This window comes from Vreelandella neptunia (assembly GCF_022489065.1).
GTDB classification, from domain to species: Bacteria; Pseudomonadota; Gammaproteobacteria; order Pseudomonadales; family Halomonadaceae; genus Vreelandella; species Vreelandella neptunia_A.
Map to the genome: position 1 here is coordinate 112500 of NZ_JAKVTW010000007.1, position 21123 is coordinate 133622.

Below are 21123 nucleotides of genomic sequence, written 5' to 3' on the forward strand. Positions count from 1 at the left end.
CTGAGGAGTGGTTTCATAAGAGAGCGCTTATGAAACCTCTTAGTGCTTCAAATTTCTCCAGCCCCACTGCTTTCAGTACCCAACCTTCAACATTCGCAAAATAGCCCGGTTGAATCCCTTTTGGTAAGGTCGTTACTGCTTGCCGATAAATTTCTAGGGCTTCCAATTTATGGCCTTTTCGCCATAACTGCTGGCTCATTCTGATGCGCTGATGCGCAATGGCTGATTTATGTTTCTCGGATAACATGTGGTCAGCTTGTATGTGCTCTAAAATACGCAGAACGGTATAATGCATCTTAACGCCCGCGCGCTGACTAAGATTATTGTCGTGGGTTCTAATATCTACGCCCACGTCGCCCGTTGAAATGAATTCACACTTTCTCTTTGCCAGCAGTCTTAGGTGTAGGTCTAACTCTTGAGCACAGGGAAGGTCTTCACGAAAGCCACCAATAGCAAGTAAATCAGCCTTGTAGTGAAGTGGCGCCGGTGTCGGTGGGGTACCATAGCCTAGTCCGCTGAAAAGATCATAGCGTGGGCGATTCCAGATGGCGGGCAATGTCCCACCTGGCATAGCCGCCACATCGCAAATTGGAATAATGTGGTTTCCGTCGGGTGTGTTTCCATTTCTCATTGAGAGCTTATTCTCAACACAGTTTGGGCGTAACACATCGTCCGCATCTAACCACTGGACTCTTTCGCCTATGGCTGCTCTTAGCCCTAAATTTCTGGCATGGCAGGCGCCTAAATTCTCTGTCTGAATATAGCGTACGCGATCTTGATAGCGCTCGATTACTTCCCCACTAACATCTTGCGACCCATCATTGATCACCACGACTTCACAATGAGGGTAGGTTTGGGCTAACGCACTCTCTATTGCTTCCGCCACGTATGCTTCTGAGTTATAGCAAGGAATAATAATGGAGACGAGAGGCTGATCACTGTGACCTGGTTTACTCATGAATGCTTAGCCTGTTGCTCGGGTGCCGTATAACGCTTTGCCACTTGCAATACCACGCCAATCAATACGCCATAGCACGCAACGTTAGCAACACTAAACAGTGCGATGGCTATCGTCGCGCTATCCCAGAGCATTACTCCAATCAACAGTAAAGAAAACCTAATCACTGCGCTGACGATTTCATGTAGTAGAAAAAATCGCTCTAACCCCAGTACTGGAATAGCCGCAACACAGGGTCTTGCCACAAAGCTCACCAGCGTCCAAAGTGCCAACCACTGCACAAAGCTTCCCGCTTGACGCCACTCAGCTCCAAATAGCCATCCGAAGAGTTCAGGGCCCAACAGCATTAAGCTGCCAAATAACAAGCTGCCCACTCCTAGCAGTGCCATGGTGGCTTTGAATACCAATAGAGAGATGTTTTCCCCCTCTATGGCAGCTTCATTGATGCGTGGGTAAAGCACTGTGGCAACAGAGTGACCCAGAAGCTTTGCGGGAGCTTCCAGTACCATTCTGCCAAGTGAATAGAAGCCTGCCGTCGCTGCCCCGAATGTGGCGGCCAGCACTATCACTGGTAGGCCTTGCGATGCTGCATTGAGTGTCGCTTGGGGAGTACGAAACAAAACAAAGTCTTTGTACTGAAGCGCTAACTTTCGATATGTCCGCAGCGTTACACGAGGCTGAACAGACGAAGGCTTCGAGTCAGTAGTGAAGGATGACTCACGTTTAAACAACATTAACGCATGCAAGCCACTGCCCAGCGTCGTGACTAGAATCAATACGCTCGGGAGTGGCAAAACCGCACCTATGCCAACCTTCGCACTATTGACTATAAATGATTGAATAACTGAAATTTTAGCTTTGAAAGCAAATCGCTTTTTGCGGATAACCCACTGCATCGCTACCGCTAAGAGCGCGGAGAGCCCCATCGCTATGGGCAAAGCAAAGATATAGGGTGCTATTGTCTTTAAACCAATGAAGGCAAGAAAACCATCGCCCCAGCCCCACATCAGTCCGGCGATGAGGCAGGCATTCAGCATCCCTACAGCAATAGACAACTTTGCGAGACAGATTGCTTCTTCATCTCGACTTGGCAATACAATGGCCATGGGTAAGTTGAACGCGGCCAATGGTGCCATGACGGCAAAAATTGCTAAGAAAGTGCCTAGTATTCCGAATGTCTCGGGACTGTAGAGTCGGGTGAGAAGTGGGGAGAAAGCCAGCGTTATTGCCTGTGCTCCCGCGGTGCCCCCTGCAACTATCGCCACATTGCGCACAACACGGCTATGAGTAAGCCGTTTAGCGCTTTCCCACATGGCCCCCACCCCACTTAAATGTTTAACACATCTGATGGTTTAAATAGCGCGCCTACCGACTGAGTAATAACTAAACCCTTTGCGCTCCATACGCTCTGGTTCGTAAAGGTTACGGCCATCAAATACCACAGGGTGTGTTAGCTGTTGCTTTAACAGCTCAAAATCAGGTGCACGGAAGCTTTGCCACTCCGTCACAATAACCAGGGCATCAGCCTCTTTAAGCGCTGATTCCTTAGTACCGCACAGGGTGAGGTCGTCACGTGTGCCGTAGATCCGCTGGGTCTCTTCCATTGCTTCCGGATCGTATGCCTTAACGCTGGCACCGGCTGCCCACAGGGCTTCCATCAGTACACGGCTGGGTGCTTCACGCATATCGTCGGTGTTGGGTTTAAACGAAAGCCCCCACACGGCAAACGTTTTCCCGGCTAGGTCGTTTTCGTAGTGCTCGGCAATTTTCTCGAACAGTGTGGTTTTCTGTTCATAATTGCGTGCCTCAACCGCTTTAAGTACCTTGGCATCAAAACCAATCGAGTCCGAGGTGCGAATCAAGGCCTGCACGTCTTTAGGGAAGCATGAGCCGCCGTAACCTACGCCCGGGTAAATAAAGTGGTAACCAATGCGCGGGTCAGAACCGATACCTTGACGTACCATTTCAATATCGGCACCAAGGCGTTCAGACAAGTTGGCGATTTCGTTCATAAAGCTAATTTTGGTCGCTAGCATGCAGTTCGCTGCGTACTTGGTAAGTTCAGCGCTGCGCACATCCATCACAATTATTTTGTCATGGTTACGGTTAAACGGCGCATAAAGCTCCCGCATCAGCTCAACGGTATCAGCTGATTCCGTACCAATAATGATGCGGTCAGGCTTTTGGCAGTCGGCAACGGCGCTGCCCTCTTTAAGGAATTCTGGATTTGAAACCACATCGAATTTCAAATCGTTTCGGCCACGTTCGGCGAGCTTTTCGGCGACACAAGCGCGAACTTTGTCAGCAGTACCGACGGGCACCGTTGATTTATTGATGATAATTTTATCGCTTTCCATGTGCTCAGCGATGGTAGAGGCAACGGCAAGTACATAGCGTAGATCGGCAGAACCATCTTCATCCGGCGGGGTTCCCACCGCGATGAAGTGCATATCCCCGTGCTTAATGGCCTCGGCAGCGTCGGTGGTAAAACTCAGCCGACCCGCCGCAAATTTCTCTTTTACCAATGAGTCTAGGCCTGGCTCAAAAATAGGAATATGTCCTTGTTTTAGGCGCTCAATTTTATCAGCATCGACATCTACACAGATCACTTGATGGCCTACATCTGCCAGGATTGCCCCTTGTACTAAACCAACGTAGCCTGTGCCAAATACGGTAACCTTCATAATAGCCCCTAACTTTTCAATGATAAGCAGGGGTAGGTAATGTATTTACCCCTGACGTCAATAAACAATAACGTTCGTTATCAGACTTGCAGCATCACACTTGATAGTAATTACGATACCAAGCCACGAAGTCCGCAACGCCTTCTTCTACAGATGTTGTTGGCTGGTAATCGACTGCCTTTTTGAGCTCATTGCTATCTGCATAGGTGTCTGGCACATCGCCTGGTTGTAATGGCAATAAATCCTGTTTAGCTTTTTTACCTAATGCTTTTTCGAGCGCTTCGATATAAGCACTCAATTTAACTGGATTATTATTACCGATATTAAACAGGCGGTAAGGTGCATTACTGGTGGCGGGATCAGGCTCATCGCTGTTCCAATCAGCATTCGCTTCTGCTATTTGGTCGCTGGCTCTAATCACGCCTTCCACGATATCCGCCACGTAGGTGAAATCACGGCTGTGATTGCCATGATTGAAAACCGGAATTAGCTCATCTGCCAAGATACTTTTGGTGAACTTGAACAGCGCCATGTCCGGGCGACCCCATGGGCCGTATACGGTAAAGAAACGTAGACCGGTGGTGGGTAATTTAAAGAGATGGCTATAGCTATGCGCCATCATTTCATTAGCTTTCTTAGTCGCTGCATAAAACTGCAGCGGGTGGTCAGCGCCATGATGCTCAGAGAATGGCATGCGCGTATTCGCGCCGTACACAGAGCTTGTGCTCGCATACGTTAAATGCGGTGTTTTCGCATAACGGCAGGCTTCTAGCACGTTGGTAAACGCAACAATATTGCTTTCAACATAGCTATGCGGGTTCTCAATGGAGTAGCGAACACCGGCTTGCGCTGCTAAATGGATAACACGGTCAAAGTTATGCTTCTGAAAGCATTCAGTTACCGCAGCTTGGTCCGCTAAATTGGCGCGAATGAAATGAAAAGGTGTTCCTGTTTTTTGCGATAGGCTATGTAGCTGTTCAATTCGACGCTCTTTAAGCTCAACATCGTAGTAATCATTAACACTATCAAAGCCGACGACTTCGTCGCCTCTTTCTAATAAACGAGTGGCCGTGTGAAAACCGATAAAGCCCGCTGCACCAGTTACAAGAATTTTCATATTTCACTTCCTTTAAAACAACAGACTTTACCTACTGGTATTTGTAGGTGCCGTATCCGTAATAACCTGACGCACCCCTAGACGAGATTTTTACGCCATTCAAAATGGCGCCTTGAATTTCAAGCCCGCTACTTTCCAGGCGTTTCTTAGCCATTTGTATTTCACGAACTGAATTCTTGTCGAATCTTGTAACGAGCAGGGTAGTACCGCAATGCTTGCCAGCTACACAGGCATCCGTGACAGCCAGTACGGGCGGAGTATCGACGATGACCATATCGTATAGTTCGCTAAGGTCTTCCAGTGCTTGCTCAAAACCTGGACGCATTAGCAGTTCAGAAGGATTACTGGCGGAAACACCACGGGTAATCACATCATATTGCGGGATACCCGTTGGCTTGATGATGTCTTCCAGCGATACCTCACCGCTCAGATATTCAACCAGGCCGCCGGTGCTTGCCTGACCAAAGGCATGATGCAAATTGCCTTTGCGAAGATCGGCATCAATGATCAGGACTTTTTTGCCTGCCATGGCAGAGATGGCACCTAAATTAACGCTTACAAAGCTCTTTCCTACACCTGGGCTTGGCCCCGTCAACATCACCCGATTATTACGACCATCCATCATGGTGAAGTGCAAACTGGTTCGTAGCCCGCGCAGTGACTCCAGCGATAGATCCATAGGATCTCGTTGGGCCAATACACCCCCCACCACGCTTTTCGATGATTTCTCTCCCCGACGCTTCAAGGCGCGGTTAAGCTTACGCTGCGCGGAAGATTGCGGAACGTTGGCATACACGGGTAAACCAAGTCGTTCAATTTGGTCTGGCGATTCAATCCCCCGCTTAAACAGCTCTTTTAATAGTACATAGCCTGTAATGAGCAGCAGGCCTAAAATCGTATAAAGAATGAAAATACGCGGGACATTCGGGGCAACCTGACCATTAACCACAGCACTATCAATAATACGTATATTACCGATCGTTCCTGCACGGGCCACTTCTAGTTCTTGCACTTTATTTAAAATATTAACGTAAATCGCTTGGGTTACTTCTACATCCCGAGTGCGTCTCAAAACCTCTTGCTGGGCAGCGGGCAGCTCATTTACCCTGGCATTGAGTTCTTCTAAATCCTGCTGAATTTGGCGACGCTGACGCAGTAGCGCTTGATAATTGGGGTGGCTCGGCGTGAAACGCTGCGCTAGTTCGGCCTCTTGAAACTCCAGCTCATCAAGACGTGTATCCAGTTCAATATAGCGCTGGATAGCGGCTTGCGCTTCGCTACTAAGATCCACACTATCCAGATTAGCGCGATAATCGTTGAGGTTTTGCTCGGCTAAATTTAATTGCTCACGAAGTTCAGGGGCTTGCTCCTGAAGAAACTCCAGACTCTGCTGCGCCTGCTCGGATTGACGCTCAATATTTTGGGTCAAAAAAGTTTGCGTGACGGCGTCCAGACTACGCGTAATCTCGCTGGGATCTTCGCCATACATCATTAAACGAATCATGCCGGTTGTCGTACCCGCGCCACCTACTTCGGCTACTTCCAGTCGGCTTCCAATACCACGGATGGCTGATGTTTCCTGCAGGCGTGTTAGCACATACTGGGCACCTTCGGCCGCATTGAAGCTTTCAACAGTCAACTCAAGCTCACCGTCTAGGAACACTTCCGGCTGCCCTAGTGTCCCCGTTGCCACGCGGTTATCGCCTTGCGTGATGTAGTAGGTATCGTCAGGGCCACGCTCTACAATAAAGCTGCGGCTACGACTGTTATCAGCGGTAGTAAAGCGTGCCACATTGATGCTTTCATCACCCCAGATATGCGGATAACCCTGCATAAACGCAGGACGGGGGATGCCCCGGCGTAATATAAAGCCACCAATAAAAGGCACTTGGACGGGAGAAATAATTAAATCACTGTTCACCCGTTCAACTACTTGGCCGAGTACCATACGCGACTGCAAAATCTGCAGTTCAGCCGAGGTATTTAGCTCCCCTGCGCCGGTCCCGGTAACGTTATCCACATTACCAAAAGGGCTGACAGTATTACGCCGTTCTACCTGCACTAACGCATCAGCCCGATAAATAGGGGTAGATAGCATACCGTGCAGAATGCCTATAAATGCGAACAGCAGAGTGACGCCAATAATTAGCCACTTTCTACGAAAAAGCGCACCAAACAGACGGCTCAGGTCTATCGTTTCTTCGGGTATAGTCTTCTGGGGTGAGTCTGACATTGGTTCGATCGCTACACTCTCGGTCGTGCATCGGTGGATGCACGAAAATGGATAATTAAAAAAGCTTTAAAGCATTTACCAAAGACTTTTGCTGCCGGTATTTTTAAGCTTTTCTCGCCAAGCGACACTTGCTATTTTGATCTCCTCATACACAAGCTCACAGACCTCATCGCTGCGTTGATATGGGTCTGGAATATCTCGCTCGCTCACAGGTTTATCAGTGCGCCACATGCCAAACAGTAACGTTTTACCCAGCATCTCAGGCCACGAACGGGCAATCACCTGCCTTTGCTTGGCACTCATGACGAGCACCAAATCAGCGTCAGCAAGTAAGTTACGGTCTACCTGCCGCGCTTGATGCTGGCTAAGGTCATAGCCATCCGCTTGGGCCAGTGCCGCTAGACGTGGCTCTGCACCACCTTGCCCAGCAGCTATACCTGCCGACACCACGCTGATGTCGGCATTGTCTTTTTGCAGCATGGCGGCGGCAACCGGGCTTCTACAAATATTGCCGGTACAGACAATTAGGATACGTTTTGTCATATCAAAGAAGGTCGTTTAGACCATCGCTACTATTGCCCAAGTCATTCGGCAAGTTAATAGAAGGCAGCAGCAGGCTAACTACACGGTTCCAGCGAGCTATAGGCGCTGTCGTGACATAAACGACGTCTTGGGGTTCTAATTTAAAACTACTGGCCATGGCAAAAGCGATAGCGTTGCTAACATCTAACTGATAGACAGTTGCCAGTTTTGCAGCATTAACATCGTTACGGCGTAAGACAAATATTCCTGAAGCCTCAGCCCTGGATTCATCGATACCCCCCGCGCGCGACAATGCATCAGTGAGTGAGAGAGGTTCGCGGTTCATGCGCAAATTACCCGGTGAGCGCACAAGACCCAACATGGCAACACCCTGATTATCGGCACTTGGCACATGTAAAAGATCGCCGTCACGTAACACACGGTTTTGGCGCTGATCCCCCTCACTTAATAGAGAGTAAAGTGATAGTTGCTCTTCTGTCCCATTGCGGAATAAAAACATTTCATGCCAAAAAGCATCTGCTGTCGGCCCGCCTACTTCATTAATAGCATCGAGTATGGTCATTGGCACGTTAGTGACAGGAACCGATCCCGGCGTCCCAACCGCACCAGTGACATGAAACCGCTTAGCGTTAAACGCTGCAATAAAGACATCTATTTGAGGTTCTGTCAGGAAGTCGGATAAACCACGGGTTAACTGAACGCGAATTTCTTCAGTGGTCTTTCCCTCAACGTGCACACGACCTATAAAGGGATAAAAAATAGTGCCATCTGAACGTACTATATTGCCTGCTTCAACGGCGCTACGCTCACCGCCAGTGGGAATAGTCAGCTCAGGATGATCATAGACCACGATGCTCAGCACATCGCCAGCCCCTATCGTGTACTCGTAGTCTGCAAGCTCTTCACGCATCGCTTCAGTCACTGGGTGCACTTTGCGTTCTTGAGTTTCCTGCGACCAAACCAGCTCTGGTGTAATCGGCATGATATCGACGATTCGCGATAGATCTGGCGGCTCAGGTGCATCATAGTCAATATCACCGCCCGGCGATAAAGCACAACCTGTTATTAGCAAGGAAATCGAAGCCACAGTCAGCAAGCGAAAAATAGTTTGTTTTCTCATGACACGGTCTACCTGGGCGTGAATTGAACGGAAGGCCTTGCCTGCTCTCACTCGTAGAGTCAGTGCTCAGCCTGTGTTGTTAGATTCGTTTGCTACGTTCATAACATGCTAATAAATTTTAGACACGCTACCGCCCCGAGGTGTTATTGGCGCATCCTCGAGGCCGGCAAAACGAACTGCTAATATTCAGATTGGATTTAACCCGTCAAGAGGATTAAACGTCACAACGGCTTTTAACACCTGCTTCAAGAAAAAGCGTCACTGCTAAAAAATTACTGGCTGAGCACTTAATACCAGTACTTATAAGAGCTTTGGAGAACCAAGCTTTTAAAGGGCTACTTTCGACCAGCACCCGTGGCATCACTCATCAGATTTACGTTGGGTAGAGCCCCGCCGCCTTCTAGCGATGCTACGCTACCCGCCATAGAATAGGCTTGTTTACTTTCTGCAGCAGGAACTTTGGCACTCTCTGAGATAGAGGACGCAACTGGCGCCTTGGGAGCGGTACCTTGTTTAACTGCCGCCGAGAGCCAGAAGTGGTCAACAATATCTGATTTCGGTTGATAAGCCGTAGGCGCAGCGATCAATAGTTCACGTATCTTTGCTGCGTCCTGACTTTTGCACGCCGTTTCAAGTTGCGTTAGCAAAGGCTCAAGCGCTGTCCAGGGCAAAAAATCTTCTGAAGCCGTCATTATCCTGGGGTGGCGCGTTTTCTGTGCGCTATCAGTTGCGAGCAACTCCTCATACAGCTTTTCACCTGGGCGTAACCCGGTAAACCGAATGGGAATGGCGCCTTTTTTCTCGACTAGGACTTCAGATAGGTCAGCATTAACCGTTTTGGCATCTTCAGGCACGGATACAAAGCGATAGCTCAGCCCAGATAGCTTTACCATCCGAATCGCTAACTCTACGATCTTAACGGGTTTACCCATATCCAAAACAAACACATCACCACCGGTCGCCATGCCCCCGGCCTGAATCACTAGCTGAGAAGCTTCGGGAATAGTCATGAAGTAGCGAGTAATATCTGGGTGGGTAACGGTAATCGGTCCGCCTTTCTCGATTTGCTTACGAAACAGAGGAACGACCGAGCCGGAAGACCCCAACACGTTGCCAAAACGTACCATCGAAAAACGTGTATCAGACTGCTCGTGTGCGTATGCCTGACATACCAACTCAGCCATACGCTTGCTGGCTCCCATCACATTGGTTGGCCTAACCGCTTTATCGGTAGAGACAAGCACAAAATCCTTAACGCCTTCTTTTATAGCGGCTTTTGCAACTTCCATGGTGCCAAAAACGTTATTCAGCACTCCTTCTGCCGGATTAAACTCGACTAATGGCACATGCTTATAAGCAGCGGCGTGATAGATAGTGTCGATATCAAAGGTGCGTATCAGGCGAGAAATAACGTCACCGTTACGCACAGAAGCAAGCGCAGGCTTAACATCCACTTTGAGATTATCTTTTTCAATCAACTGAGCAAGATCTTGATCTATTTTGTATAGCGAATACTCAGACGAATCTACAATGATCAGCCGCTCGGGAAGCAGGCGTACGATCTGCCTACATAACTCGCTGCCAATTGATCCTCCGGCCCCCGTTACCATAACCGTTTTATGGGTAATGTTTGCCCCCATCAATTTTGGATCTGGTGGAACAGGATCACGACCCAACAAGTCCTCAACGCGCACATCGCGGAGTTCATTGAATTTAGCTTTACCCGAAACAATATCCGCCATATCAGGTATTGTTTGCACAGGTATAGATAACGGCTCAATCGATTCAATAATTTCTTGGCGGCGGGCTCGGGTTGCTTCTGGAATAGCCAACAGAAATTTTTCCACCCCAAAATCTTCAATAAGCTTTGGCGTCATATCGGGACTGTAAACTCTAAGCCCCTGTACATGCGTGCCTTGAAGAAGAGGAGCGTAATCAACATAACCAACAGGCTCGTAGTCTCGTCCGTGGCGTAAAGAAACCACTAGCTGGCGCCCTGCAGCACCCGCACCATAGATGAGCACTCGGGTTTTTTGTAACTGCTGCCCCCGCTGATACATCAAGCGAAGCGCAAGTCGAATACCGCCAATGGTGATAAATGCCAACATTGTATAAATGAAGGGCACCGACCTGGGCACGGGTAAATTAAGCACCATACTGACGATATAGAGAGTCAAAGCAGACCCCAAAACCCCTGCACAAAGGGCCTGAAGCGCCTTAATTCCCATAAAACGTACAATTGAACGATAAAACCCCAGTCGCATAAATATAAACAGACTGACAGGAATCATGACGGGAAGAGCAAGCCACACAGAATCGTTCGCCAAGAATTCAAGTGAATCCAGACGCAGAAGCATAGCTAGAAAAAAGCTAGCCATAATTAAGCAAGTATCAACGAAGAGCTGGATCAACTGCTTCCGGCGTCTTGTTAATCCAAAAAGCATTTTAATCGCAAAAAGCATGGTTGTTACCCCTCGGTTGACCTTACTCACAAAAATGCCAATATTTAAAAATTAAAAAAAAACAAAACTTTAACAATACCGCCACTTTTTCCTTCCTTGGCTAAACGCCAGCCCGCACAAAATTAATTATGATTTGGCTTTTAAGACAATACAAATAAAAACAGCAATTTAGCGTCAGCAGCTATAAGGCTTCACTTCTCTACGACATAAGTATACAAGCTTCTAATTTCGATTACCTATATTTACGTTTACTTTTCTACACGTTTCTTTCACACTTCGCAACAATCGGTGCCTTTTTGGCTTAGTAAAAATTAACCTATCTCATTTTGAATGACCATTAAAATGAAAAAGCCCGCATCGAAAAAATGGAATTAATATATTAAAATCAATATGTTAAAAAATATAAAATAATTGTTACCTAACCCAAGCGCATTCATATACCGCCACCGCATGCTGCATCCTACTTATCAGCAACGTTTAGTTACATAATCGTAAACGGATCAAATTTCCTTATTTTTTGCTCAACTTAATCATTAGCCACCTAATGATGGCGCGTGGGTAAAACGCAGTGGCAATATGTTGATGTAAGGGCTAGTGGCACTCGTCAATTAGGCTTGATACCTTAAACAGCGTCCTAGCTCATGATGGATTACCGATTTTATCGATGAATCCATCCAGCGCTTCAAACAGCACCTCCCGGATGGGATCTGCCTCATTCACTAAATGATGGCGCGCCTCTGGATGGCGGTGTATCTCGGCGTTAGGAAACTTCTCAGCCAGAATCGCTAAATTCCACTCCCAGTCGACGGTTAAATCCTGTTCGCCTTGCAAAATCAGCGTTGGCAACTGGCTTGGCTGCTGCGCCAGCAATCGAGGCATCCAGCGGCGCATGGCGGTAATCCAGGCCACGCTTAAACGCTCGGGTTGGAGTGGGTCGCTTTCACGTAGAAATTCGGTGAACTGCTCATCGGTGGAGTTGGGTCGATACTTTCGCGGCAGCGCTTTTACGAAGGGGCTGGCGATTAAGTGAAGCCAACTGGCTTGGCTCCAGCGCCAAGGGCGGACCAGTGGTGCCAGCAGCACTAAGCCTGCCCAACCAGCATCTTCACGGCGGGTGAGCGCATCGGTTGCGAGAATTGCCCCGCCGGTGCTTTGTCCCACCCCTAACCACGGAGCAGGCGCCATGCCTTGGCTCTTCAGTATGGTCTGCAAATACGTCAAGCAGTGCTGATAATCATCGAAGTCTTCTATTTCTGCCCGCGCCCCGCTTGAAAGACCGTGGCCAGGAAGATCCCACAGCACGACTCGCCAGCCTTTAGCCAGCAGACGCTTTAATAAGTGGCGGTAAAGCCCCATATGATCAAAATAACCGTGCACTACAAAAGCAGTGCCCACCGGCTGGGGAGGACTCCACACTTGGCACCAGAGCGCAAAGCGCCCAGTATCAATAAACCCTGCATGTACCTCACTGGTATCAAGTAGCAGCGCTTCAAGACCATAATGCTGAAAGTAGTCCTGCATGGCGTCTGTCAGTATTTCACCCGGCAGGAGACGGCTAAGGACCATCTCACCCGAGGCATGGCGAAACAAGCCTTCCAGATGTTGGAAATCACGCATCATTGTTTCTCCATATCGCCATTTTCCGTTGGCCTAGACGCGGCAGATGCGTCGCGTTCCCAAAACCCAATTGCTAGTCATTTGGTCGAGCATTTTACTGCTTTAGGGTCTACGCTGTTTACATGCCCGAGCAGGTGTGGAATTATTTTCCATAAATACATTTTACTCTGCCTGTGGCAAACACATTTCCCACGGGCACCCTCACAGGAGATACCCCATGAGTGAGCGTATCACGCGCCACCGTTTACAGGTGGCAGGCGATTTAGATCGTTTTATCAATGAGCAGGCGCTACCGGGAACAGGCGTTGACGAAAACGCCTTTTGGGTCGGTGTGGATGCTCTGTTTCACGACTTGACGCCTAAAAACCGTCAATTGCTGGAAGAGCGCGACACGCTGCAAGAGCAGCTTGACGTATGGCACCGGGAGAACCCCGGCCCGGTTACGGATATGCCTGGCTACCGCCGCTTCCTGAAAGAAGTTGGCTACCTAGCGGAAGCACCGGCAAACGTAAAAGCGACCACGGCCAACGTTGACCGTGAAGTAGCTGTGCAAGCAGGCCCGCAGTTGGTGGTGCCGGTGAGCAATGCCCGATACGCGCTAAACGCGGCTAATGCGCGCTGGGGCAGTCTTTACGATGCTCTTTATGGCACTGACGCTATTTCAGAAGACGACGGCGCTGAAAAAGGCACCAGCTTCAACCCGAAACGCGGCGCCAAAGTAATTGCTTACGCCCGTGGCGTGCTTGACCGCGCGGCCCCACTGGCCACTGGTTCACATCGCGATGCGGTGAAATACGCTATTCGCGATGAGCACTTGGTAGTCTCGCTGGAAGGTGGTCGTGAGACGGGGCTTAAGGATTCAGGCAAGCTGATTGGCTTTACCGGCGAAGCCGCCAAGCCAGAAGCGATTCTGCTGGGTAATAACGGCCTGCACCTGGAAATCCAGATCGACCCTAGCGACTCAATCGGCAAAACCGATCCGGCGGGCGTTAAAGATGTGGTGGTGGAAGCCGCCTTAACAGCCATCATGGATTGTGAAGACTCCGTTGCCGCGGTGGATTCAGAAGACAAAGTCGGCGTTTACAGCAATTGGCTCGGCTTGATGAAGGGCGACCTGAAAGAGAAGATCGAGAAAGGCGACAAGACCTTTACCCGTAAACTGAACGCTGATCGCACCTGGCAAACCACCGATGGCGGTAGCGTCACACTGCCCGGTCGCTCGCTGATGTTCGTGCGCAATGTGGGTCACTTGATGACCACACCGGCGATTCTGGATGAGAACGGCAACGAGCTGCCGGAAGGCATCCTGGATGCGGTAGTCACCTCGCTGCTCGCGCTGCATGACCTGAAAAAAGATGACAGCCAGCCGCGTAACTCGCGCACCGGCTCTGTGTATATCGTCAAGCCGAAGATGCACGGCCCTAAAGAAGTCGCCTTCGCCAATGAACTGTTTGGCCGCGTCGAAGACATTCTGGGCATGAGCCGCGATACCCTAAAAATGGGCATCATGGACGAAGAGCGCCGCACCACCGTCAACCTCAAGGCGTGTATTGCCGAAGCCGCTTCTCGCGTGGCGTTTATCAACACCGGCTTCTTAGACCGTACCGGTGACGAAATGCATACCGCGATGGAAGCAGGCCCGATGGTACGCAAAGGCGACATGAAGGGCGCAGCGTGGATTCAGGCGTATGAGAAGAGCAACGTACAAGTCGGCCTTGCCTGCGGCCTACGTGGACGCGCTCAGATCGGTAAAGGCATGTGGGCCATGCCTGACCTGATGCACAACATGCTGGAGCAGAAAATCGGCCATCCGAAAGCCGGCGCCAACACCGCTTGGGTTCCCTCTCCCACCGCTGCCGCGCTTCATGCTCTGCATTACCACCAAGTTAACGTTACCGACGTTCAGCGCGAGCTGGAAGGGTTAGGTGAACCCGATTACCTGGATGATCTACTCACCGTGCCGGTCGCTGAAAATGCTAACTGGTCGGATGAAGAGAAGCAGCAGGAGCTGGACAACAACTGCCAGGGTATTCTGGGTTACGTTGTACGCTGGGTAGAGCATGGCGTGGGCTGTTCGAAAGTACCTGACATCCACAACGTTGGCCTAATGGAAGATCGCGCAACTCTGCGTATCTCCAGCCAGCACATTGCCAACTGGCTGCTCCACGGCATTGTCGATGCACCGCAGGTGGAAGAGACACTAAAGCGCATGGCCAAAGTGGTCGATGAGCAGAACGCAGGCGACCCGACCTATACGGCCATGAGTGCCGATTTTGAAGGCTCTACCGCCTTTAAAGCCGCCTCAGACCTGGTGTTCAAAGGTCGCGTACAGCCTTCTGGCTACACCGAGCCGCTACTGCACGAGTGGCGTCAGGTTCACAAGGCTAAGTAAGCTCACCTGCAGACGGGTCCCAGCCCCAAGGCTCGCGCCTTGGGGCTTTTTTATTTATGCTAGTTTACGTTAACGTTAAGGCAAGGTGGCGCTGCAGGCAGGTCTAGGAGAGGGCGCTGTGAACCCCTCCCTGGGCGCTACTTATGCCATCTGACCTCCAAGGATGGAGGAAATGCCGGAAATGTAAGGAACATTTCCCGGCCATGGCATAAGACCCTCTCTACGACCTGCCCGCAGCATCAGGCCCTATGCCTAGAAGAAAAACAGCGAGGAATAACAACAATGACCGTTATGACTGCCGAGCAGATTGAGCACTTTTTGGATGAGGTCTTTCCCCAACGGATGGGCAAGGTGGAAAACGTGGGGGAGATGTGCGCCACCATGCGCCTGACCATTGGTAACGAGCACCTGCGCCCCGGCCCCCGCGTTTCTGGCCCTACCATGATGGGGTTTGCAGACGTCGCTTTGTACGTCGCGATTTTGGCCCAGATCGGCCCTGAAGCAATGGCCGTTACCAGCGACTTAAACTGCCACTTCCTACGTGCGGCATCCGGCGACCACGACATTATTGCCCACGCCAAGCTGATCAAACTCGGCCGTCGCCTAGCCGTGGGTGAGGTACAAATATTCTCAGCCAGCGACGAAACACGACCCGTGGTGCATGTCTCCGCCAGCTATGCGCTGCCAGAGAAGCGTTAAGCGGCGATCAATTACGGCGCCAGCGTCATAAACGGCTCATCTTGCTGGTCGCTAAACGCGTAAACGTTATAGGGCTCACTCTGAGGCCCCGGCATACCCGGTGTGCCAATGGGCATTCCCGCCAGACCAATGCCATCAACGTCAGGCTGCTCTTCAAACAGCTTGGTAACCGCTTCCATCGGCACATGGCCTTCAATCCAATACTCACCCATCTCTATGGTATGGCACGATCCCAAACCATAGGGAACGCCTGCCTGCTGTTTGATATCACCTAGCTCGACGTCATCGACGATTGTCACCTCAACCCCCTGCTCTTCAAGGTGGCGCGCGTACTCATCACAACAGCCACACTGCGGATTTTTGTACAGCGTGGCTTCATCCGGCAACGCAGCCTGAGCCGAGGCTGCTCCTAGGGCCAAAGCACTAGTTAAAACCGTAGCGGTAAAACGTTTCATGAGCGCTCTCCATGAGGTGAGTGACAACAAAAATATTTAGCCAACGAGGCGGTACCTTTCGCGTTCAACAGTAAAAATTTTATGCTTTGAGTTTACAACCCATGGGCTACCTTAAGGTCAAGCCTTGCCACCCTGAGCTTGACCTATGGGCGACCCCAGGCACTATGCTTATAGATTCGATCAAGGCATAAATAGGGAGGTTGCCATGACATCATCAACATCGCAAAGCGCACAGGTTTTCCGGATGAAAACCGCCGAGCATATATGCCCGTTCGGTTTGAAGACGGTTGATCTACTCAAACGCAAAGGCTTTAAGGTTGACGATCACACCTTAACTTCTCGCAATGAGATCGACGCGTTCAAGCAACAGGAAAATGTCGACACGACGCCCCAGGTGTACATCGATGACCAACGCATCGGCGGCTATGAAGAGTTGCGTGAGCATCTGGGAATGAGCGTCCCCAATGCAAAAGCAACCACTTACCGGCCGGTGATTGCTATCTTCGTCACTGCGCTGCTAATCGGATTGGCGATTAGCTGGGCAACTCAGGGCACGCTATTCACGGCACGCATGCCGGAGTATGCCGTTGCAACGGCCATGGTACTGCTCGGCCTGCAAAAACTACAGGATGTCGAAAGTTTCAGCAGTATGTTTTTAAACTATGACCTGTTGGCCCAGCGCTATGTCCCCTACAGCTATTTTTATCCCTACGCCGAGACGCTGGCAGGTATTTTAATGCTTGCTGGTGCGTTAATTTGGCTTGCAGCACCATTGGCGCTATTTGTCGGTACGGTGGGGGCGGTCTCCGTGTTTAAAGCCGTGTATATCGATAAGCGTGAGCTTAAATGCGCCTGCGTCGGGGGGAACAGCAACGTGCCGCTGGGTTTTGTGTCGCTAACCGAAAATCTGGTAATGATTGCCATGGGGCTGTGGATGCCGCTGCGGATGTTGTTGTCATAAATAGCAAAATGATAGAGCAACGAGAGGCATAAAAAAGGCTTAGGGTCGTTCAAACGATCCCTAAGCCTCTAAGCGTTTTAAAAAAGATTAAAAATGCTTTCGCCTTTCGGCATAGAGTTCAGACTAGCAGCCACTACCCGAGGCTTTACGCTGCGGGTAACTGCTCAATTATTCGATCCAGCGTCATCGGGTACTCACGAATCCGAACACCAGTGGCATTGTAGATCGCGTTGCCAATCGCAGCCGCTACGCCGCAAATACCCAGCTCACCCACCCCTTTTGCTTTTAGGGGCGATGAAGCAGCATCGGTGGTATCTAAAAAGATGACCTCCTGTTCGGGAATATCCGCATGTACCGCCACTTCGTAGCCTGCCAGGTCGTGGTTGACGAAGAAGCCGCGCTCGGTATCCACGCTCATGCCCTCGGTCAAGGCAGCGCCTACGCCCATGGTCATGCCGCCAATCACCTGGCTGCGCGCCGTGATGGGGTTGAGGATGCGCCCTGCATCGCACACGGCCAGCATACGCCGCACGCGGGTTTCCCCGGTATAGGCATTCACGGCCACCTCGACAAAGTGCGCACCGAAAGTGCCTATCTCCAGCTCGTCCTTGAAGTCGCCGAAATTGATCGTATCCTCAGCCACTATCTCTTCGCCATCGGCGACGTCGGCCAGCGCTAGATCTAGCTGCCCGGCGACAACACGTCCATTCTCAAAGCGCGCCTCGTCAACGTTTAGGCGCTTGGCGATCTGCGCCTGAAGCGCGACACAGGCCGCGTAAACGCCAGCGGTGGCGCTAGTCGCACCAAACTGCCCGCCTGAGCCGGAAGAGGTTGGGTAGGCGCTATTGCCAAGGCGCACCTCTACGTCCCCCATCTCCATGCCCATGGTTTCTGCCGCGGTTTGGGACAGGATGGTGTAGGAGCCGGTACCTATATCGGTCATATCGGTTTCCACAATCAAGCGCCCGTTCTGCAAGCGCACTCGCGCGCCCGATGTCATGGTGGGCGCGCCGCGGTAGGCACCGGCCATACCGTGACCAATCAGCCACTGGCCTTCGCGCTGCCCGCCCGGCTTAAGGTTACGCTTAGCCCAGCCGAAGGTGTCGGCGCCCTTACGCAGGCACTCCACAAAGTGGCGTTCGGTGAACGGCTTAGAGGGCTCCTCGGGATTGACCTGGGTATCGTTGAGAATCCTGAACGCCACGGGGTCCATGCCGAGCTTCTCCGCCATCTCGTCCATGGCGATCTCCAGCACAGCCAGCCCCGAGGCTTCGCCAGGCGCACGCATATCCGCCGATTCGGGCAGGCCCATATCGATAGGATGGTGTGCCACGCGGCGGTTTTCGCCCGCGTAGAAGCAACGGGTCTGATTAACGGCATCTTCACCGCTGCCGCCGGGCAGCGTATGGGAAATGGCGCTGTGGTCGAAAGCGGTAATCTTGCCATCTGACCCGGCCGCGATACGCAGACGCTGTATGGTGCCGGAGCGGTGCGTAGCGTTGTTGAAGATCATCGGGCGCGGCAGAGCCACTTTGACGGGCCGCCCGGTCTCGCGGGAGCCAAGCGCGGCCAGCACCGCATCAGCGCGTAGCCACAGCTTGCCGCCAAAGCCACCGCCCACGTAAGGGCTTTCCAGGCGGATTCTGTCGGCATCAATATCAAAGGTGGTGGCGAGCGCCTGGCGCGTCCACTCGATCATTTGGTTCGAGGTCCATACCGTCATCTGCCCGCCGTCTGACCAGTCCACGATAGACGCGTGGGGCTCCATCATGGCGTGGCTTTGCGATGCGGTGCGGTAGGTTTCATCTAGCGTCATCGGCGCGGCGTCAAACGCCGCATCCACATCGCCTATGTGGGCGATCGGTTCGCTGGTGTTCTGTAGGCGTGACCAGGCATCTTCAAGATCGAACACGCCCGGCGCCTCTTCATAGCGCACATCAATGAGGGAGGCCGCACCTCGAGCCTGCTCCAAGGTGCCGGCGACCACCACAGCAATAGCCTGGTGATAGTGCTCAACGGTGGCGCCGCCAAACAGGTGGGCCACATTGCTATCAGCCCGCGCCAGCGGCTCAAGCTCCAGAGTGGTGATAACAGCGGCCACACCGGGCGCAGCACGGGCGGCCGAGGCGTCCATATGGGTGATTTTTCCCCGGGCAATCGTTGCGCACACCGGGTAACCCACCAGTTGGTTGGCCACCACATCGTGCCGCTCGTAAGCGTAAGGGGCTCGCCCGGTTACCTTGAGCAGTCCGTCGATTCGCGCATGCGGTTTGCCGATTATGCGAGCATGGTCGAAAAGATTATCTTCCGTTGATTGATTAAAATCCATGGGTCACTCCTGAGCTAGCAGCGCGGCGAGCGTTCGCTCTGCCAGGGTAAGCTTGTAGGCGTTCTCTTGCGTTGGGCGGGCGCCGTCCAGTAAGCGCTCCATGACAGCGGATGCACCCTGCGGCAATAACGCATCGGCTTCATCACGGCGCCAGGGCTTGGGAGCTACACCGCCGAGCGCTACGCGTCCCGTTCCATCGGGGGTTTGAATCAGCGCAACGGACACCAGCGCAAACGCATAGGAGGCCCGGTCGCGCACTTTGTAATAGACGTGGCGGCCTTCAACCGGCGCGGGCAGTACAACAGCGGTGATCATCTCGCCCTGCTCCAATGCGTTTTCCACCTCAGGGGTATCGCCGGGCAGTTGATAGAACTCTTCCAGTGTCAATCGCCGTGTTTCCCCGGTGGGCGTCACGGTTTCCACTTCAGCATCCAGCACGCGCAGGGCAACGGCCATATCAGAAGGGTGGGTGGCGATACACGCATCGGACGTGCCGATAATGCCCAACTGCCGCGTGGTAGCGCCCTCACCCAGAGCTGCACAGCCCGCCCCTGGCGAACGCTTGTTGCAGGGCATACCGGTGTCATAAAAATAGGGGCAGCGCGTGCGCTGTAAAAGATTGCCGCCGGTCGTGGCTTTATTGCGCAGCTGGCCCGATGCGCCCGACACCAGCGCCCGGCTCAACACCGCGTAGTCCTTGCGGACCCGGGCATCCGCCGAGAGCGCGGCGTTGCTGACCAGCGCGCCTATACGTAGGCCGCCTTCATCGGTCGGGGCAATATCGTCAAGCCCCGTGCCTCCTACGTCGATCAGGTGCTGGGGGATTTCGATCTCATGCTTCATCAGGTCCAGCAGGTTAGTGCCGCCCGCAATAAACTTGGCGCCCGGCACTTCTGCCGCACGCGCTGCCGCCTGGGCCGGGTCGCTTACGCGTTCATAGGAAAAAGCTTTCATGAGCGCGCCTCCGCAACTTGGTTAATGGCCTTGAGAATGTTGGCATAGGCGCCGCAGCGGCAAAGATTGCCTGACATCCGCTCGCGAATTTCCGCATCGCTGATTTCAATCGGCGCATTCAAATCTTTGGTAACGTGGCTTGGCAGCCCTGCCTGAATCTCATCAAGCACTGCCTTGGCCGAGCAGATCTGCCCCGGCGTGCAGTAGCCGCACTGGAAAGCATCATGATCGACAAAGGCTTGCTGCATGGGATCAAGATGTTCGACCCCCCCTACTCCTTCGATCGTCGAAATATCATCACCTTCATGCATCACCGCCAGCGTCAGGCAGGCGTTGATTCGCTCGCCGTTCACCGACACCGTACAGGCGCCGCACTGGCCATGGTCGCAGCCTTTCTTGGTGCCGGTTAATGTTAAATGTTCGCGTAAAGCATCCAGCAGCGTTGTCCGATTATCCAGTTCAAGCTGGTGCCTTTCGCCATTGACGACTAAAGAGACGTTAGAGCGCTCCGCGCTACTCTGTGAATTCATAAATAGGTGCCTTCCCTGCTCATTACGGTCGCTTAGTGAATGTTCTAACGTCTTAAGCATAGACATAAT

General features: G+C 51.9%; 16 protein-coding genes. 3 read left to right on the forward strand and 13 right to left on the reverse strand.

Features of this window, described 5'->3' with window-relative positions; genetic code table 11:
- Positions 1-13 precede the first annotated feature (13 nt).
- The 9 genes from MLE19_RS11575 to MLE19_RS11615 form a co-directional block, all read right to left on the reverse strand.
- Positions 14-958 (reverse strand): glycosyltransferase family 2 protein, encoded by a 945-nt coding sequence (locus MLE19_RS11575; protein ID WP_240718337.1) that lies wholly within the window; start codon positions 956-958, stop codon positions 14-16.
- Positions 955-2223: a lipopolysaccharide biosynthesis protein gene (locus MLE19_RS11580; protein ID WP_240718338.1), complete on the reverse strand. Its 1269-nt coding sequence runs from the start codon at positions 2221-2223 to the stop codon at positions 955-957. The genes MLE19_RS11575 and MLE19_RS11580 overlap by 4 nt, the downstream gene beginning before the upstream one ends.
- Positions 2224-2310: 87 nt before the next feature.
- Positions 2311-3642 (reverse strand): UDP-glucose dehydrogenase family protein, encoded by a 1332-nt coding sequence (locus tag MLE19_RS11585; protein WP_240718339.1) that lies wholly within the window; start codon positions 3640-3642, stop codon positions 2311-2313.
- 94 nt (positions 3643-3736) lie between these two features.
- A complete protein-coding gene (locus MLE19_RS11590) occupies positions 3737-4759 on the reverse strand; it encodes an NAD-dependent epimerase (protein WP_240718340.1) in 1023 nt (340 codons plus the stop codon).
- Between the two features lie 31 nt (positions 4760-4790).
- Entirely contained in the window at positions 4791-6992 is a 2202-nt protein-coding gene (locus tag MLE19_RS11595; protein ID WP_240718341.1) for a polysaccharide biosynthesis tyrosine autokinase, read from the reverse strand.
- 75 nt (positions 6993-7067) lie between these two features.
- Entirely contained in the window at positions 7068-7535 is a 468-nt protein-coding gene (locus MLE19_RS11600) for a low molecular weight phosphotyrosine protein phosphatase (protein WP_240718342.1), read from the reverse strand.
- Position 7536: 1 nt separating this feature from the next.
- Positions 7537-8655: a polysaccharide export protein gene (locus tag MLE19_RS11605; protein WP_240718343.1), complete on the reverse strand. Its 1119-nt coding sequence runs from the start codon at positions 8653-8655 to the stop codon at positions 7537-7539.
- 335 nt (positions 8656-8990) lie between these two features.
- A complete protein-coding gene (locus tag MLE19_RS11610) occupies positions 8991-11117 on the reverse strand; it encodes a polysaccharide biosynthesis protein (protein WP_240718344.1) in 2127 nt (708 codons plus the stop codon).
- Positions 11118-11756: 639 nt separating this feature from the next.
- Positions 11757-12734, reverse strand: a complete 978-nt coding sequence (locus MLE19_RS11615) for an alpha/beta hydrolase (protein WP_240718412.1) — start codon at positions 12732-12734, stop codon at positions 11757-11759.
- Positions 12735-12951: 217 nt separating this feature from the next.
- Here MLE19_RS11615 and MLE19_RS11620 point away from each other — a divergent pair, with 217 nt between their 5' ends.
- Positions 12952-15126 (forward strand): malate synthase G, encoded by a 2175-nt coding sequence (locus MLE19_RS11620; protein WP_240718345.1) that lies wholly within the window; start codon positions 12952-12954, stop codon positions 15124-15126.
- 282 nt (positions 15127-15408) lie between these two features.
- Positions 15409-15825, forward strand: coding sequence for a PaaI family thioesterase (locus MLE19_RS11625; RefSeq protein WP_240718346.1), 417 nt, complete (start codon positions 15409-15411; stop codon positions 15823-15825).
- A gap of 11 nt (positions 15826-15836) precedes the next feature.
- On the opposite strand, the gene MLE19_RS11630 is transcribed toward MLE19_RS11625, so the two are convergent.
- Positions 15837-16280 (reverse strand): DUF411 domain-containing protein, encoded by a 444-nt coding sequence (locus MLE19_RS11630; RefSeq protein WP_240718347.1) that lies wholly within the window; start codon positions 16278-16280, stop codon positions 15837-15839.
- A 205-nt stretch (positions 16281-16485) separates the two neighbouring features.
- On the opposite strand from MLE19_RS11630, the gene MLE19_RS11635 reads away from it, so the two are divergent.
- On the forward strand, positions 16486-17241 hold the full coding sequence (locus MLE19_RS11635) for a glutaredoxin (protein WP_240718348.1): 756 nt from the start codon (positions 16486-16488) through the stop codon (positions 17239-17241).
- 145 nt (positions 17242-17386) lie between these two features.
- Here the strand turns inward: MLE19_RS11635 and paoC are convergent, their stop codons facing one another.
- From paoC to MLE19_RS11650, 3 genes are read right to left on the reverse strand one after another with little or no spacing between them, the layout of a single operon-like run.
- A complete protein-coding gene (gene paoC, locus MLE19_RS11640; protein WP_240718349.1) occupies positions 17387-19570 on the reverse strand; it encodes an aldehyde oxidoreductase molybdenum-binding subunit PaoC in 2184 nt (727 codons plus the stop codon).
- 3 nt (positions 19571-19573) lie between these two features.
- Complete coding sequence (locus tag MLE19_RS11645) at positions 19574-20524, reverse strand: FAD binding domain-containing protein (RefSeq protein ID WP_240718350.1); 951 nt, start codon at positions 20522-20524, stop codon at positions 19574-19576.
- Positions 20521-21054, reverse strand: a complete 534-nt coding sequence (locus MLE19_RS11650) for a 2Fe-2S iron-sulfur cluster-binding protein (protein ID WP_240718351.1) — start codon at positions 21052-21054, stop codon at positions 20521-20523. The genes MLE19_RS11645 and MLE19_RS11650 overlap by 4 nt, the downstream gene beginning before the upstream one ends.
- Between the last annotated feature and the right edge of the window lie 69 nt (positions 21055-21123).

Excerpts from the sequence above, each read along its gene's own strand:
- MLE19_RS11575 (WP_240718337.1), bottom strand. The coding sequence starts at position 958 with ATGAGTAAACCAGGTCACAGTGATCAGCCTCTCGTCTCCATTATTATT.
- MLE19_RS11585 (WP_240718339.1), bottom strand. The coding sequence starts at position 3,642 with ATGAAGGTTACCGTATTTGGCACAGGCTACGTTGGTTTAGTACAAGGG.
- MLE19_RS11590 (WP_240718340.1), bottom strand. The coding sequence starts at position 4,759 with ATGAAAATTCTTGTAACTGGTGCAGCGGGCTTTATCGGTTTTCACACG.
- MLE19_RS11595 (WP_240718341.1), bottom strand. The coding sequence starts at position 6,992 with ATGTCAGACTCACCCCAGAAGACTATACCCGAAGAAACGATAGACCTG.
- MLE19_RS11600 (WP_240718342.1), bottom strand. The coding sequence starts at position 7,535 with ATGACAAAACGTATCCTAATTGTCTGTACCGGCAATATTTGTAGAAGC.
- MLE19_RS11605 (WP_240718343.1), bottom strand. The coding sequence starts at position 8,655 with ATGAGAAAACAAACTATTTTTCGCTTGCTGACTGTGGCTTCGATTTCC.
- MLE19_RS11610 (WP_240718344.1), bottom strand. The coding sequence starts at position 11,117 with ATGCTTTTTGCGATTAAAATGCTTTTTGGATTAACAAGACGCCGGAAG.
- MLE19_RS11615 (WP_240718412.1), bottom strand. The coding sequence starts at position 12,734 with ATGCGTGATTTCCAACATCTGGAAGGCTTGTTTCGCCATGCCTCGGGT.
- MLE19_RS11620 (WP_240718345.1), top strand. The coding sequence starts at position 12,952 with ATGAGTGAGCGTATCACGCGCCACCGTTTACAGGTGGCAGGCGATTTA.
- MLE19_RS11625 (WP_240718346.1), top strand. The coding sequence starts at position 15,409 with ATGACCGTTATGACTGCCGAGCAGATTGAGCACTTTTTGGATGAGGTC.
- MLE19_RS11630 (WP_240718347.1), bottom strand. The coding sequence starts at position 16,280 with ATGAAACGTTTTACCGCTACGGTTTTAACTAGTGCTTTGGCCCTAGGA.
- MLE19_RS11635 (WP_240718348.1), top strand. The coding sequence starts at position 16,486 with ATGACATCATCAACATCGCAAAGCGCACAGGTTTTCCGGATGAAAACC.
- paoC (WP_240718349.1), bottom strand. The coding sequence starts at position 19,570 with ATGGATTTTAATCAATCAACGGAAGATAATCTTTTCGACCATGCTCGC.
- MLE19_RS11645 (WP_240718350.1), bottom strand. The coding sequence starts at position 20,524 with ATGAAAGCTTTTTCCTATGAACGCGTAAGCGACCCGGCCCAGGCGGCA.
- MLE19_RS11650 (WP_240718351.1), bottom strand. The coding sequence starts at position 21,054 with ATGAATTCACAGAGTAGCGCGGAGCGCTCTAACGTCTCTTTAGTCGTC.